This is a genomic window from Pseudomonas sp. GL-B-19 (assembly GCF_019956415.1).
In the GTDB taxonomy this organism is placed as follows: Bacteria; Pseudomonadota; Gammaproteobacteria; order Pseudomonadales; family Pseudomonadaceae; genus Aquipseudomonas.
In genome coordinates this window covers 1-14,549 of the sequence record NZ_JAHBDK010000029.1, presented here as the reverse complement: position 1 = coordinate 14,549, position 14,549 = coordinate 1, and the positions used below count along the sequence as shown (strand labels likewise).

Below are 14,549 nucleotides of genomic sequence, written 5' to 3'. Positions count from 1 at the left end.
CTTGCCACGGTAGCATCTCAACGATTGTGACGGCGCCAGAAAAATCGCGCCAGCAGCGTATCGAGGCTCAGCTTGCCGGCACCCGAGAGCAACAACGGCAGCAGGGCGGCGAGGTAGATCAGCGGCAGTTTGAAGTTACCGTGACCCTTGTTGCTGATGGCGTAACCCTGGGCAAGCTCACTTAATGTAGACCAATCGGCCGGCCAGTGAACGGCAGCGGTGGCGACCACCGTGACCACCATCAGCATGATCGCCGATAGCCGTGTGCCAAGGCCCAGCAGAATGGCGAGCGCGCCAATCAGCTCGGCCCCCATCGACAGCTCCCAGTTCAGCGTGGCTGGCACGTGGTCGAATGGAAACGGAAAACGGTCCTGGATGTCGGCAAACCAGTTTTCACCATTCCATTTTTCCCGGCCTGACTCAAAAAACTCCCAGGCGATGAACAACCGCAAGGTCAGGGGCGCGAGCCAGCTACCGGCACGGTCGAGGTTCAGGTGCAGGCTTTTGACGGCCGACGAGAGCGAGGTGTTCATGGGTTTGGTCTCCACTGGGGCAGGAATGCGGGGCCACGGCGTGCCCCGCGCGATGGGTTACTCGCCGGCGCCGCACTTGCCTTCGCCACATTTGCCTTCGGCGGGTTTTTCCGCGGTGTCGGCCTGGACCTGGCTGTAGCCGTGGGCCAGTTGTTTCATGCTGAAGGCTTCGGATTCGGAGGCCGATGCGACGTTTGACAAGGCCAGGCCACCGGCGATGAGCAGGCCGAGGGTCAGGGAGGACGTTGAGAGTTTGAACATGGTGATACTCCGTAGCATTGAGTGAGTTGAGCGCTTTGATCGGCTTGGCCAATCGACAGGCGTAGTTCATCAAGACGGTGTATCTGCGATGTGTCTTTGCGGCGGGGTTTTATGGGCGGGGTGTGTCAGGAGGCGGGCTGTATACACACTGATACAAGCCCGGCGCACAACCCCCTGTGGGAGCGAGCCTGCTCGCGAATGCGGTGTATCAGTCAGCATCATCGTCGAATGACACACCGCATTCGTCGGAACGCCGCCCGGAGCCGGCTCGCTCCCACAGGGGATTAGTGGTGAATGACGCTCTGGAAAATTTCCTATACATTTTCCAGCCGCCCCCTGCATGGTGAACCGCTTCATGTCTCTTGCGCTCGAACGTCTAGTCGCTGGCACGCCGATTCCTTTTGCCGGTAATCGTGTCACGGTGGTCAGCCCCGAACTGGCCGCGCGCTTTCAGCCCGGAGACCACCTGTTGGTAGAACAGGTCAGCGGCGAATTGTTGCTGATTCCGGTGGCTGACCAGCAAGCGGCCAGCGTTGCGATCGAACGTGCAGCAGTGGCGTTCAGCGCGATGTCGGCGGTGTCGGATCAAGCAATCAGCGCCTTCTTCGATCTGTTTGCCCAGCGCTTGGAAACCCCGCAGTGCTGGGACTTGATCGCGGCCGCCAACCTCGCCGACATCGAACGCGCCAAGGCCCGTGGGCGTTCCACCACGCGCTTGCTGGCGGATGAACGCATGCGCAGTGACATGATCGCTGGCCTGCGCGCCTGGCACGATGCGCCCGCCTCACGGGGCAAGGTGATCAGTTGCGTTGAGCATGACGGCTGGAAAGTCGAACAAGTGGTGTCGCCGCTGGGCATCGTCGCGTTTGTCTTTGAAGGCCGACCGAATGTGTTCGCCGACGCTGCCGGTGTCTTACGCACTGGCAACACCGCCGTGCTGCGCATTGGCAGCGATGCATTGAGCACCGCCCAAGCCATCGTCACCCATGCCCTGAATCCGGCACTGAGCGACGCCGGGTTGCCATTCGGCGCGGTGTCGCTGGTCGAAAGCGTCAACCACGCGGCCGGTTGGGCGATGTTCGCCGACCGACGTCTGTCCCTGGCCGTGGCCCGCGGTTCGGGGCGTGCGGTCAGCCAATTGGGCAGCATCGCCCAACAGGCCGGCACCGCCGTCAGCCTGCACGGCACCGGCGGTGCCTGGCTGATCGCCGACAAGGATGCCGACGCGACTCGCTTCGCCGCCGTCGTACGCAACTCTCTGGACCGCAAGGTCTGCAACACCTTGAACGTCTGCCTGATCCAGCGCGACCGCGCCGCCGAATTGGTGCCGCTGTTTCTCGATGCGTTGCAACAGGCTGGCAACGCACGGGGCCAGGGCTGCAAGTTGCATATTGTCGAAGGCAGCGAGGGGGACTTGCCGGCTCAGTGGTTGAGTGCAAACGTCGAGGTATACCGCGCCGAAGGCTACCGGACCGAGGCAATGGTCGAGCCATTGCCAGAGGATCAATTGGGCCGCGAGTGGGAATGGGAAGAAACCCCGGAAGTCAGCCTGATGATCGTCGACGATCTGGACTGTGCCATTGCCTTGTTCAATCGCTACAGCCCGCAGTTCACAGTGTCGTTGATCAGTGCGGATGACGCTGCGCATGAGCGTTTCTACAACGCGGTCAACGCTCCGTTTGTCGGCAACGGGATCACTCGCTGGGTCGACGGACAGTACGCGCTGAACAAGCCGGAGCTGGGTCTTTCGAACTGGGAGAGCGGTCGGCTGTTTGCTCGCAGTGCGATTCTCTCCGGAGACGGCGTGTTTACTATTCGTAGTCGCATGACGCAGACCGATTTGTCGGTCAAACGCTAGGTATCCCGACCGCAGGCGGGGGGCGCACTATAATTAAGGTGTTTGCTCCTTCGTTCTGAAAGAGGGATCCACCATGAAACTTCGTTCCTTCGAGCAGTATTCTCATCAACTGGAAGCGGTCGCTCACGATACATGGCTGACGGCCCGGGTGAAGTCGGCCCTGGCCATGGCCGAGCCCACCCTTGCCATGCACATTCACGTCAAGACCCATGCGGGTACGGTGGCGTTGAGTGGCCGGGTCAATACCCATCGGCAATGTGAGCAGGTTGTTGCAGTGACCCGTTCAGTTCAGGGCGTTGTCGACGTCGATGCCAGGGAATTGCTGACTCACGTGTTCATGCCAGGCAGTTATCCCGAACCGCCCAACGCCGAAGAAAGCGCTGAACAGCGGCCTCAATCGTCAACCAAACCGGACGACAAATGACCAAGGCGACCCTGTAAGCAGCGCTTCTGTAAACCGGAAGCGCTGCCCGGGGGGGCGGCTGGCCTCCGGGGCGTAGAAAAAACGGCGGTGTCATCTTGGTGTCACCTAACCCATGGCAGCATCCTTGCAAACCATCTTGAACGCTTCGCGGAACTCCCTCCGCAGGCTGATGAAATTGCCAGGAATCCCCGCCATGAAAGGAGACGCCTCCCTGTTTGCAGCCATTGACCTGGGCTCCAATGCGTTTCGCATGATGATTGGCCAATCGGTCAAACGGAACCAGAAATGGATGATCCACGAGGTGAAAACCCTGCGTGAACCTGTCCGTTTGTCGGAAGGTTTTCAGGGCGGTGCGCTGGACGAAATGGCGCTGGATCGTGGATGGCAGGCGCTTTCGCGATTTGGCAAAAAAATACGCGGCTTTGAAGCCGGCCGGGTGCGGGCGGTGGCGACCAGTGCTGTGCGCGAGGCCGACAATGCGCAGCTGTTCCTGGCCAGCGCCGAGCGCCACCTCGGGTTCCGGATTGACGTCATCTCCGGGCACGAAGAGGCTCAGCTGGTGTACGCCGGTGTCAACCATTCGATCCCCAGCCCGCAAAGCATGCGACTGGTCGTGGACATCGGTGGCGGGTCCACCGAGTTGATCCTGGGGCAGGGCGCTCAACCGCTGTTGACCGAAAGCATTGCCATTGGCAGCGGTACTTTTGGCGCGCGGTATTTTTCCGGTGGCTGCATAACCGCCCCGGCGTTGCTGGAGGCGGAGCGTGTGGCCACGCTGCAATTTGAAACAGTGGCGCGGCGTTACCGGGCCTTGGGTTGGCAGCAGGCCATCGGGTCTTCGGGGACGGCACGGATGCTCGCCAAGGTGCTCAAGGCCAACGGGATGAACGACGACGGCGAAAGCGGTATCACTTACTGCGGTCTGCTGCGCCTATCGTTGCGACTGCTGGAAGTGGGGCATGTCAAACAGCTCAAACTGGCCGGTCTGCAAAACCATCGCTTGAGCACCTTGCCGGGTGGGCTGGTGGTGATGCTGGCGGCGTTCAAGGTCTTCGGGATCTTGCAGATGACGCCTTCGGAGGCGGGTTTGAGGTTCGGGGTCCTGCATGGGCTGATGTCACAGCATTGAACCCCGAATTGCTTCCTAGACACCGTCAACGAGGCGAGGCGGACCCGGTTATGGCTCAGGACCAGTGACAGCACATGTGGCAATTGCTGAAAAAAACGTTCCCGCACAACAGGCGGGAACGCAGGGAAGTCCAACGGCTTCAGCCTAGATTGCCGCAGAAAATGTTTTGATGACCATCGGCCGGGTTTTCACGCACCACCAAGGCATAGTCGCCGGCTCGAAGTGTCTCGACAGACACCGGCGCACTTTTCCAGAAGTACTGCATCGATGCCATTGAATAGAACCGCGCATTCGGTCCGTCGTTCATGTCATAGGCCGGTTTCGAACCCAGATTGGCGCAGCTTCCGGGATAGATGTAAGCCGACAAACGACCGGGCAATGCGCTGCCCATGGTTTCACCGCTGACGGCAAACCAGAACTCGGTCGTATTGCCGTTGGGCATCATGATGGGCCGGGCGATATTCCCGGCATTGACGGGCGTAGCGTGCAGGGGAACGTTGGTGATCTGACTGTCAGGCACCGTCGAACACCCGCAGAGCCACCCGACCGCCACCACCACCGACGCCAGCGAAGATACGATTTTCATCGTGAAACTCCCGCTTGTAAGGACGCGTTGAAGTGATCCCCCTGTCAATTTTAGCTGTCCGGTGACAGAGGACATTTCTTCGGATAGTCGGTCCTGGCGCACACGGGTGCTTGTATCGCAACGTATCTCCTGTGCCGACAGCCAACTTGGCATACAAAACCATGGGTTATGCGACACGAGCGGGATACACCGCGCCCTCTAAATGAACACACCGCATCGGCGGTCATCATTGGAGAATTGCGATGTCCCGTATCACTTCCCGTCACACCCGGCTCGGCATCGCGCTAGCCGCTGTAACACTGGTTACCTTCGCGAGCTTTTCGCAGGCTGCCGAGGCAAGCCATGAAGCGCAGCCTGGCAAAAGCTGGCAGTCAGGCATCCACCGCACGGACCTGGTGCGCCAGGACCTGGACGTCGCTGAGCGTGAGGTGATTCAGGTGCGTGTTGATTTCGACGCGGGCGTGGTCTCGCCGAAACACTCGCATCCAGGCGTGGAAGTGGCATACGTCATCGACGGCACGTTCGAGTACCAACTGGAAGGCCGGCCACCGGTCACGCTCAAGGCTGGCGATTCGCTGTACATCCCCGCGGGTACGGCGCATTTGGCGAAGAACGTTGGTGGCGGCAAGGCGTCAGAGCTGGCGACGTACATTGTGAAGAAAGGCACGCCGCTGCTGGTGCTGGAGGACTAAGCAGTGTTTGCCTGATGCGCTGCAAATGTGGGAGCGAGCCTGCTCGCGATGGCGATTCATAATTCAACATTGATATCGACTGACACACCGCTATCGCGAGCAGGCTCACTCCTACAGGTAGAGCAGAACTCAATCCCCCAGTTTGAACACTAGTGCCTTCAAGCCACACTCAATGTCCGCATCCGGAAACTCCGGCGGATTCTCCAGCCGCTGTTCAAAGCGCAGGCTCGGTGCCTCACGCATAACGCCGTCGATGAGGAAGTCAGACCCGAACGCCGGGTCGTTCATGCAGGCCAGCACCGTACCCTCAGGGCTGAGCAGTTCCGGCAACCGGCGTAACACACGCTGGTAGTCCTTGGTCAGCAAAAAACTGCCTTTCTGAAAGGACGGCGGGTCGATGATCACCAGGTCATAAGGCCCCTTGCCAATCACCTTGCCCCAGGATTTGAACAGGTCATGGCCGAGAAAACTGACCTGGCTCAAGTCGTGCCCGTTGAGTCGGTGATTATCGCGGCCACGACTCAGGGCCGGGCTGGACATGTCCAGATTGACCACGTGCTCGGCGCCACCCTCGATGGCGGCGACCGAGAAGCCGCAGGTGTAGGCAAACAGGTTCAACACGCGCTTGCCCTGGGCATTGGCCCGCACCCAGTCGCGGCCGTAACGCATGTCGAGAAACAGGCCGGTGTTCTGCTTGCGGCCCAGGTCCACGCGATAACGCAAGCCGCCCTCGGTGATGGTCATCTCATCGATCACCTCGCCCAGCAGCCATTCGGTGGTGCTTTGCAGCAGATAACGATGTTGCAGCAGCAAGGTATGTGCGCCGGATTGGGTCCACTCGTGTGACTGGGTGATCTGCATCAACAGTCGTTTCAAATCTTCCAGCTGCGACGCTTCCGGCTCTTTGAACAGCGCGACCAGCACTACACCCTGCAGCCAGTCGACGGTCAACTGCTCCAGCCCCGGCCAGCAGCGGCCACGGCCGTGGAACAAGCGGCGGGTTTCTGCGGGGGCCGTTGCCAGTGCCATCAGCAAATGGGTGTGGAGGGTGGCGAGCGCGTCTGGGTTCATCGGGCAGGGTCGGCAATTTGAGGGGGCGGCATTTTAACCACAATTGCGGGGCAAGGCGCGTTGCAACGTGTCGAGAGTTATCACGTTTAATTTAACTTTACGTGAGGATTTGGCGATCTGTCCGCTCACATACTCGGCCCCATCGATCAACTGCCGGGAGCCAGACATGTCGCAGCTATCTGCTTCACCCCGCGTCAGCAGCCATCCGCGCTGGCTACGGCTGACCCATTGGCTGAACGCCCTGGCGGTGCTGGTCATGGTCACCAGCGGTTGGCGAATCTACAACGCATCGCCGATTTACGATTTCAGCTTTCCCAAATCGATCACGCTCGGCGGCTGGCTGGGCGGCGCACTGCAATGGCACTTTGCGGCGATGTGGTTTCTCGCTATCAATGGCTTGATTTATCTGGCCTTCAACCTGTTCAGCGGTCGTCTGAAACGCCGTTTCTTTCCCGTTTCGCCCAAAGGTGTCTTGCATGACCTGTGGGCAGCGTTGCGAGGACGGTTGGGGCATGCCGACCTGAGTCATTACAACCAGGTGCAACGGCTGGCGTACCTGTTCGTGATGGTCGACATCACGCTGCTGGTGGTTTCCGGGCTGGTGCTGTGGAAGTCCGTCCAGTTCCCGCTGCTGCGCGAGTTAATGGCGGGTTACGAAGGCGCGCGACGGGTGCATTTCTTCGCGATGTCTTTGTTGGTGGCCTTCGTTGCGGTGCATCTGGTGATGGTCGCGCTGGTTCCCAAAACGTTGTGGGCCATGATCGTCGGTCACAAGGAGCAGGTATGAAAAAGCGCATCGAAAGTACCGGGCTGGACAAGTCATCGATCCTGACAGACGCCCGGAAAATCCTTGCCCCGCAGATCACCGACCGCTCGCGTCGCTCGTTCCTGCTGCGTGGCCTGACCCTCGGCGGTGTGGCGATGTTGTCCGGCTGCAACATCACCGACAACGAAAGCGTCGACACCGCGCTGTCCGCCATGTCCCGCTTCAACGACCGGGTGCAGGGCTGGCTGTTCAACCCCAACGCCATGGCACCGACCTATCCCGAGTCGATGATCACCCGGCCATTCCCTTTCAACGCCTACTACGGCATTGACGAGGCGCCGACAGTGGAAGAGGAGAGCTACCGACTGGAAGTCACCGGCCTGGTCGCGGACAAGCGCAGTTGGCGGCTCGAAGAACTGCGCGCCATGGCGCAGACCGAACAGATTACCCGGCACATTTGCGTCGAAGGCTGGAGCGCGATCGGCCGTTGGGGTGGCGTGCGGTTCAGTGATTTCCTCAAGCGCGTTGGCGCCGACACCGATGCCAAATATGTCGGTTTCAAATGCGCGGACGACTACTACACCAGCATCGACATGGCCACCGCGCTGCATGCGCAAACCTTGCTGACGCTGACCTACGACGGCGCGGTGCTGCCGCGCCAGTACGGCTTCCCCATGAAACTGCGCATGCCCACCAAGCTTGGCTACAAGAATCCCAAACACATTCAGGCGATTTTCGTCAGCAACACCTACAGCGGTGGCTTCTGGGAAGACCAGGGCTACAACTGGTTCGGTGGCAGCTGACACGCAACTTCACTTGTCCGCAACCTGAGCTTCAAGGAGTTTCATCATGAAAAAGTTAGCCACCACCGTACTGTCCATGTGCATCGCACTGGGCGCCGCAAGCGTGTTTGCCGCCGATACCACGAGCAGCGACAGCATGAGCAAGGACTCGATGTCCAAGGATGCCATGTCCAAAGACGCGACGATGAAGAAGGACTCCATGGCCCAAGACACGATGAAGAAAGACAGCATGTCCAAGGATGCAATGTCCAAGGACGCCATGAAAAAAGATGCCATGTCCAAGGACAGCATGAGCAAAGACGCCATGAAGAAGGACGCCGCGTCGCAGTAATCCAATACGACTCAATCCCTGTGGGAGCGAACCTGCTCCCACAGTTCTTGCAGCTTCACAGTTCCCACATTCCCATAGCTGTGTGCAGGGTATGACTTGAAGTCATGCCCTCATGACTTTTAATGGTTACAGCCCCGCAAACCCCCAGTGTTAAAAAATCGCAAACCAGCTCATCAACAACAAAAAAGAGCGTTTGCAACCATGACTCATCATCACTGCCGCGTCTTCGCCAGCGACCTGCTGCGCTCTTCGAACCCCGACATTTGCCACGCCAGGCCCGCTGCCTGCGTGCGCTTCTGATCAACCCAAACTCCCTGAAGAGTAACGACTCATGAAAGAACTCGACCTGTACATCGGTGAAGGTTTCGAAGGCCCGGGCGTAAATGCCGCGCACATCAATATTCTGATCGGCCCGCGCAACGGTCCGGCCGGCCAGGCGTTTGCCAACAGCCTGGCGTCCCCAAGCCAGGGGCACTGCCCATTCATGGTGATCGCCCAGCCAAACATTCCGGTCAAGCCAATGACCCTTTATGTCAACAAAGCGGCGATCAGCAGCGACCTGCACGGCAACGCCACCTGGGGCGCGTCCCAGGCCGGTATCGCCAAGGCCGTGCTTGAAGCGCTGCTGGACGGCACCTTGCCGCCGGAAGCCGAAGACGAATGGGCCATCGTCACCGCCAACTGGGTCAACCCGGCCTGCGATGACCTCGATGCGGTCTACCTGAACAACTACAACGCCTGCCGCACGGCGATTCGTGCCGCGCTGACCGGCAAGCCGGAAACCGCGCAACTGGCGGATGTGGTCAATCACATCAGCAACCCTTTCTACACGCCAAAAGCCTGAGGTCCGCGCCATGCAATACATTCGTTTGGGCAACTCCGGCCTGCAAGTCTCCCGCCTGTGCCTTGGCACAATGAACATGGGCACCCCGGACTGGAAGCCGTGGATCTTCGATGAGAAGAAAAGCGAGCCGATCGTCGCGCACGCGCTGGACAACGGCGTCAACTTCATCGACCTGGCGGACTTCTATTCCGCCGGTGTCGGCGAAGAAGTGGTGGGGCGCATCGTCAAGCGCCTGGTCCGTCGCGAAGACCTGGTGATCACCACCAAAGTCGGTTACGGCACCCGCAACGGGATCAACGCCAGCGGCCATTCGCGCAAGCACATCATGGACAGCATCGACGCCTCGCTGAAGCGCCTTAACATGGACTACGTCGATGTGTTCATGCTGCATTACTTCGATGTGAACACGCCGGTCGAAGAAACCATGAGCGCGATGAACGACATCGTGCGCTCCGGCAAAGCGCGCTACATCGGCGTCTCGACCATGCTCACCGGGCAATTGGCGAAGATTCTCATGGCTTGCGAGCGCAACGGTTGGGTCAAGCCGATCAACATGCAGCTGCAATTGAACTGCGCCTACCGCGAAGAAGAGCGCGAGATGATCCCGTTCTGTCGTGATCAAGGCCTGGGCGTCTCGGTGTTCAGCCCGCTGGCCCGCGGATTGTTGACCGGCGATGTGCAGTCGACGCGCAACCAGACCGATTTTTTTACTCAGCAGATGTACAGCGACGAAGCCTCGTTCGAAATCGCTCATTCGGTGCAACGCGTGGCCCGCGCCCGTGGCGTTTCGAATGCGCAAATCGCCCAGGCTTGGGTGGCCAACCATCCGGGTGTGGATTGCATGTTGGTGGGCGCAGACACCACCGAGCAATTCGACAGTGCGCTGGCCGCGCTGGACACCCAGCTCGACGCTGAAGAACTGCACGAGCTGGAACGCAATTACACCCCGTGCGACGTGATCAACGATTACACCGCCGGCAAACGAATTTTGCGTTCGGCACGTCCGGGTCTGGAACGCTTCACCCTCACCGAGGCTGTCGCATGAGCGCGCTGATCCGCACTGGCAATTTCATCGACGGTCAATGGTCGTCCGGTGGTCCGAGCTACTCGGTATTCAACCCGGCCAACGGCGAGTTGATCACCGAAGTACAAAAGGCCGGAGCCCAAGAGACCCGCCTGGCCATTGACGCCGCCAACCGAGCGTTACCGGCGTGGCGCAAGCTCACCGCCAAGGAACGCAGCCAGAAGCTCAAGCGCTGGAGCGAGTTGATGCTGAGCAACCAGAAGGATCTGGCGACCCTGCTCAGCCGCGAACAAGGCAAGCCGTTGGCCGAAGCCATGGGTGAGGTGGTCTATGCCGCGAGTTTTCTGGAGTGGTTTGCTGAAGAAGCCAAGCGCGCTTACGGCGACGTGATTCCGAGCCACAAGGCTGATGCACGGATCATCGTGGTCAAGGAAGCCATTGGCGTGGTCGCCGCGATCACCCCGTGGAATTTCCCTTTGGCCATGGTCACGCGCAAGGTCGGCCCGGCATTGGCCGCCGGTTGCACGATGATCCTCAAGCCTTCGGAAGAAACGCCGCTGTCGGCCTTTGCACTGGCGGTGTTGGCAGAGCAGGCCGGTATTCCGGCGGGTGTGTTCAACATTGTGTCTGGCGATGCGGTCGCGATTGGTGGTGCGCTGCAAGCGTCCAGCATTGTGCGCAAACTGTCGTTCACCGGCTCCACGCGCACTGGCAAATTGCTGATGCGCCAGGCGGCGGACACGCTGAAAAAGGTCTCGCTGGAACTGGGTGGCAACGCGCCGTTCATTGTCTTCGACGACGCTGATCTGGACGCTGCGGTCAAAGGCGCGATGGCCTCGAAGTTCCGCAACACCGGGCAGACCTGCGTCTGTGTTAACCGTTTCTTCATTCAGGACGGCGTCTACGAAGCCTTCACCGGCAAACTCGCGGAAGCCGTTGCGGCAATGCGCGTGGGCCGTGCGCTGGACGGCGAAACCGAGCAAGGCCCATTGATCAACGCAGCGGCGCTGGCCAAGGTCGAACTGCACGTCGACGATGCGCTGGAGAAGGGCGCCAAGCTGTTGTGCGGTGGTCGTCGTCATGCGCTCGGCGGTACGTTTTACGAGCCGACCATCCTCGCCGAAGCCAGCAGCGAAATGCTGATCGCGCAGGAAGAAACCTTCGGCCCGGTGGCAGCCTGCTTCCGTTTCAAGGACGAAGCCGAAGTGCTGCAAAAGGCCAACGACACGCCGTTTGGTTTGTCGGCTTACTTCTACAGCCGCGACATCGGTCGCGTATGGCGCATGGCCGAAGGCCTGGAAGCGGGCATGGTCGGCATCAACGAAGGGATCATTTCCACGGAAGTGGCGCCGTTCGGCGGCATCAAGGAATCGGGCCTCGGTCGCGAGGGTTCGAAGTACGGTCTGGATGACTATCTGGAAATCAAATACTTGTTGATGGGTGGTCTGTAACCTCCCAAAAACCCTGTGGGAGCCAGCTCGCTCCCACAGTTGAAACGATTGATTTCATTTCTCCGTCAATAACAACAATTGGAGAGTTATATGTCCGTTAAATCGGTACATATCGATGACCTGCCCATTGGTCGATTTCATATCAAGATCGCCGGGCTGACCTTCGGTGCCCACTTCACCGATGGCTATATCCTGGGCCTGATCGGTATCGCCTTGACGCTGCTCAATCCGCAAATGCAGCTCGATGCGTTCTGGCAGGGCCTGATCGGTGCATCGGCACTGATCGGCCTGTTCCTGGGGAGTCTGTTTTTTGGCTGGTTTTCCGATCGCGTTGGTCGACAGAAAATTTTCCTGGTCAGTTTCCTGCTGATCGCTGTGGCGTCGGTCATGCAGTTTTATGTCGAAACGGCCATTGGCCTGGTGCTGTGTCGGATCCTGATCGGTATCGGCCTGGGCGGCGACTATAGCGTTGGACATGCCATGTTGGCCGAGTTTGCGCCGAGAAAGCACCGTGGGATATTGCTCGGCTCGTTCAGTGTCGTCTGGACTTGCGGCTATGTTGCCGCGACCTTCATCGGGACGGCGATGCTCAGCCTGGGCGACGATGCCTGGCGCTGGATGCTGGCATCCTCGGCGATCCCGGCGGTGGTGATTTTGATTGCCCGCATTGGCACGCCGGAATCGCCGCGCTGGCTAGTCAATCAGGGCCGTATCGCTGAGGCGCGAGCAGTCGTCAAAAAATTCCTGGGTGATAATGTCGAACTCGACGAAACCCGTTCCACCGAAACCCGCTCCGGTTATGCCGTGCTGTTCAGCCGTGAATATCGCAAGCGCACGGCGTTCAACTGCCTGTTCTTCGTCTGCATCGTCATGCCGTATTTTGCGATTTACACCTTCCTGCCGACGATTCTGCAGAAAATGGGACTGGCCGAAGGCTTCGGCACTGAGATGATGCTCAACCTGCTGTTGATTCTCGGCGCACTGATCGGCATTTGGTGCACGGTAAAGTTTTCCCGTCGCGGCTTCCTGATCAACTCGTTCATCATTCTGGCGGTGGCGTTGTTCCTGCTGGCGGTGTTGCCGAGCAGTACGGCCTGGCTGATGGTGTTGGTGTTTGGGGTGTTCACCTTGGTGCTGTCGGCGGTGAGCAATCTGGTGGGGGTGTTCCCGGCCGAGAGCTTCCCGACGGAAGTGCGCGCCAGCGGTATCGGCCTGGCCACGGCGGTCAGCCGTCTGGGTTCGGCGGTAAGTACCTTTCTACTGCCGCTGAGCGTGGCCGGGATCGGCATGAGTCCGACAATGGCCATTCTGGCCGGGGTTCTCGCGTTCGGGGCCTTGATTTCCTGGGCGTGGGCTCCTGAGACCAAATCCCTGACCCTGAGCCAGGCAGGCAAGGCGCAGAGCCCGGTGGAGGGTGGTGCAGCGGCGGTGGTGAAAGTGGCTGCGCAGATCTAAGGACCTGATAAAGATCCAAATGTGGGAGTGAGCCTGCTCGCGATGACGGAGTGTCAGTCGACATCAATATTGACTGATCCGCCGCCATCGCGAGCAGGCTCGCTCCCACAGTGGTATGGGGGGGCTCAGGGATTACTGACCAACCCCAACCAATCCGTAAACAACCGCACCTTCGACAATCCCTGTTTGTCGTTCGCCACATCCAGCCAATAGCCATACGGCCCGATCACTTCCACCGGGGTAATCGGCAGCAGGCTGCCATTGGCCAACTCTTTCTCGATCATCTGCCGATCAATCACCGCCAGCCCACCACCGGCGAGCGCGGTGTGAATCACCTGATCCAGCGTGCTGAATTCCAGTCCTTGCCCCGCATCGACATCGTCGCGTCCCGTCGCTGCCAGCCAGTTTTCCCAGACCTTCAAGCGTTTGCCATCATGCAGGATGTGCAGCAAAGGAAACTGCCGCAGATCCGGCGGTTGCCCCTCGCTAAACAACTCCGGACTGGCCACGGCGATGTGCCGCTCCATCACCAGCAATTGACTGCTGCAATGGCTGACGGCTTCGAGGCCGAAGCGGATGTGGCAATCGATCTCGGCGAGGCTGTCGTGGCCGGCCTGGTTGGTCACGCTCAGGCTGATGTCAGGATAGCGCTGGCAGAACACGCGCAAATGCGCGGACAACCAGCGTGTCGCCCAGGTCGGCGGCGCGAGGATTCTCAGGCGCTGGCGCAGGTTGGGCACGCGCACGGCTTGCAGGGCACGTTCAATGTGGTCAAAGGCTTGCGCCAGGTGCGGGGAGAGGGCGATGCCGGATTCGGTCAGCGACAAGCCCTGGGGCGTGCGCACGAACAGCGCGACACCAAGGTAGTCTTCCAGTTGCTTGATCTGTCGACTGACCGCCCCTTGAGTGACGTTCAGGGCCAGCGCCGCCTGGCTGAAACTGCGATGGCGCGCGACCTCTTCGAAGACGCGCAGCATATTGAGCGAGGGCAGTTGACGCATGGAAGGAGGGCTCCGTACCGGTCTCCGGTGTTGCGTCGGGCCGGGCTATTGTTTTTATCGGTATGGTTATGAGTACCTATCTGACTATTGGCAACGGGCTGATGCAAGTGTTGTCTGCACTGACGCCTTCGCGGGCAAGCCCGCTCCTACAGGTTTAGTGTGCGCCGCAAATCACTGTAATTGGATGGACTCGCCCACGCCGAGGCGTCAATGCGCCACGGTGGCAGTCTAAGAAGCCAACGGCAGCGAGGGCGAGTCCATGAAAAAGAATACGACGCTTAAACAGTCCCTGTCTTCAACCGATGTGTCGGCCTGTACGA

Annotated in this window: 16 protein-coding genes; 11 read left to right on the top strand and 5 right to left on the bottom strand. The window is 59.7% G+C overall.

Features of this window, described 5'->3' with window-relative positions:
- Window positions 1–17 precede the first annotated feature (17 nt).
- Entirely contained in the window at window positions 18–533 is a 516-nt protein-coding gene (locus KGB06_RS12150; RefSeq protein WP_223515941.1) for a DoxX family protein, read from the bottom strand.
- Window positions 534–590: 57 nt separating this feature from the next.
- Window positions 591–794, bottom strand: coding sequence for a hypothetical protein (locus KGB06_RS12145; protein WP_223515938.1), 204 nt, complete (start codon window positions 792–794; stop codon window positions 591–593).
- Between the two features lie 355 nt (window positions 795–1,149).
- On the opposite strand from KGB06_RS12145, the gene KGB06_RS12140 reads away from it, so the two are divergent.
- The 3 genes from KGB06_RS12140 to KGB06_RS12130 all read left to right on the top strand — a co-directional run bounded on the left by KGB06_RS12140 (window position 1,150) and on the right by KGB06_RS12130 (window position 4,205).
- Window positions 1,150–2,652, top strand: coding sequence for an aldehyde dehydrogenase family protein (locus KGB06_RS12140; RefSeq protein ID WP_223515935.1), 1,503 nt, complete (start codon window positions 1,150–1,152; stop codon window positions 2,650–2,652).
- Window positions 2,653–2,725: 73 nt separating this feature from the next.
- A complete protein-coding gene (locus KGB06_RS12135; protein ID WP_223515932.1) occupies window positions 2,726–3,076 on the top strand; it encodes a BON domain-containing protein in 351 nt (116 codons plus the stop codon).
- Between the two features lie 193 nt (window positions 3,077–3,269).
- The gene (locus KGB06_RS12130; RefSeq protein ID WP_223515929.1) at window positions 3,270–4,205 is read left to right on the top strand and encodes a Ppx/GppA family phosphatase; all 936 of its coding nucleotides are present in this window, start codon (window positions 3,270–3,272) and stop codon (window positions 4,203–4,205) included.
- 139 nt (window positions 4,206–4,344) lie between these two features.
- On the opposite strand, the gene KGB06_RS12125 is transcribed toward KGB06_RS12130, so the two are convergent.
- Window positions 4,345–4,791 carry a hypothetical protein gene (locus KGB06_RS12125; RefSeq protein ID WP_223515927.1) on the bottom strand — a complete coding sequence of 149 codons (447 nt, stop codon included), beginning with the start codon at window positions 4,789–4,791 and terminating at the stop codon, window positions 4,345–4,347.
- 242 nt (window positions 4,792–5,033) lie between these two features.
- On the opposite strand from KGB06_RS12125, the gene KGB06_RS12120 reads away from it, so the two are divergent.
- A complete protein-coding gene (locus KGB06_RS12120) occupies window positions 5,034–5,483 on the top strand; it encodes a cupin domain-containing protein (protein ID WP_223515924.1) in 450 nt (149 codons plus the stop codon).
- Window positions 5,484–5,612: 129 nt separating this feature from the next.
- Here KGB06_RS12120 and KGB06_RS12115 read toward each other — a convergent pair whose 3' ends face one another.
- Window positions 5,613–6,554 (bottom strand): class I SAM-dependent methyltransferase, encoded by a 942-nt coding sequence (locus tag KGB06_RS12115; protein WP_223515921.1) that lies wholly within the window; start codon window positions 6,552–6,554, stop codon window positions 5,613–5,615.
- Between the two features lie 166 nt (window positions 6,555–6,720).
- On the opposite strand from KGB06_RS12115, the gene KGB06_RS12110 reads away from it, so the two are divergent.
- From KGB06_RS12110 to KGB06_RS12080, 7 genes are all read left to right on the top strand, one after another.
- A complete protein-coding gene (locus KGB06_RS12110) occupies window positions 6,721–7,341 on the top strand; it encodes a cytochrome b/b6 domain-containing protein (RefSeq protein WP_223515918.1) in 621 nt (206 codons plus the stop codon).
- Window positions 7,338–8,123, top strand: coding sequence for a molybdopterin-dependent oxidoreductase (locus KGB06_RS12105; RefSeq protein WP_223515915.1), 786 nt, complete (start codon window positions 7,338–7,340; stop codon window positions 8,121–8,123). Before KGB06_RS12110 ends, KGB06_RS12105 begins: the two co-directional genes overlap by 4 nt.
- Window positions 8,124–8,169: 46 nt before the next feature.
- Window positions 8,170–8,454 (top strand): pentapeptide MXKDX repeat protein, encoded by a 285-nt coding sequence (locus KGB06_RS12100; RefSeq protein ID WP_223515912.1) that lies wholly within the window; start codon window positions 8,170–8,172, stop codon window positions 8,452–8,454.
- 331 nt (window positions 8,455–8,785) lie between these two features.
- On the top strand, window positions 8,786–9,298 hold the full coding sequence (fae, locus tag KGB06_RS12095) for a formaldehyde-activating enzyme (RefSeq protein ID WP_008043405.1): 513 nt from the start codon (window positions 8,786–8,788) through the stop codon (window positions 9,296–9,298).
- A 10-nt stretch (window positions 9,299–9,308) separates the two neighbouring features.
- Entirely contained in the window at window positions 9,309–10,343 is a 1,035-nt protein-coding gene (locus KGB06_RS12090; RefSeq protein WP_223515910.1) for an aldo/keto reductase, read from the top strand.
- The gene (locus KGB06_RS12085; RefSeq protein WP_223515907.1) at window positions 10,340–11,773 is read left to right on the top strand and encodes an NAD-dependent succinate-semialdehyde dehydrogenase; all 1,434 of its coding nucleotides are present in this window, start codon (window positions 10,340–10,342) and stop codon (window positions 11,771–11,773) included. The genes KGB06_RS12090 and KGB06_RS12085 overlap by 4 nt, the downstream gene beginning before the upstream one ends.
- A gap of 90 nt (window positions 11,774–11,863) precedes the next feature.
- On the top strand, window positions 11,864–13,228 hold the full coding sequence (locus KGB06_RS12080) for an MFS transporter (protein WP_223515904.1): 1,365 nt from the start codon (window positions 11,864–11,866) through the stop codon (window positions 13,226–13,228).
- A 125-nt stretch (window positions 13,229–13,353) separates the two neighbouring features.
- Here the strand turns inward: KGB06_RS12080 and KGB06_RS12075 are convergent, their stop codons facing one another.
- Complete coding sequence (locus KGB06_RS12075) at window positions 13,354–14,229, bottom strand: LysR substrate-binding domain-containing protein (RefSeq protein WP_223515901.1); 876 nt, start codon at window positions 14,227–14,229, stop codon at window positions 13,354–13,356.
- Window positions 14,230–14,549: the final 320 nt, after the last annotated feature.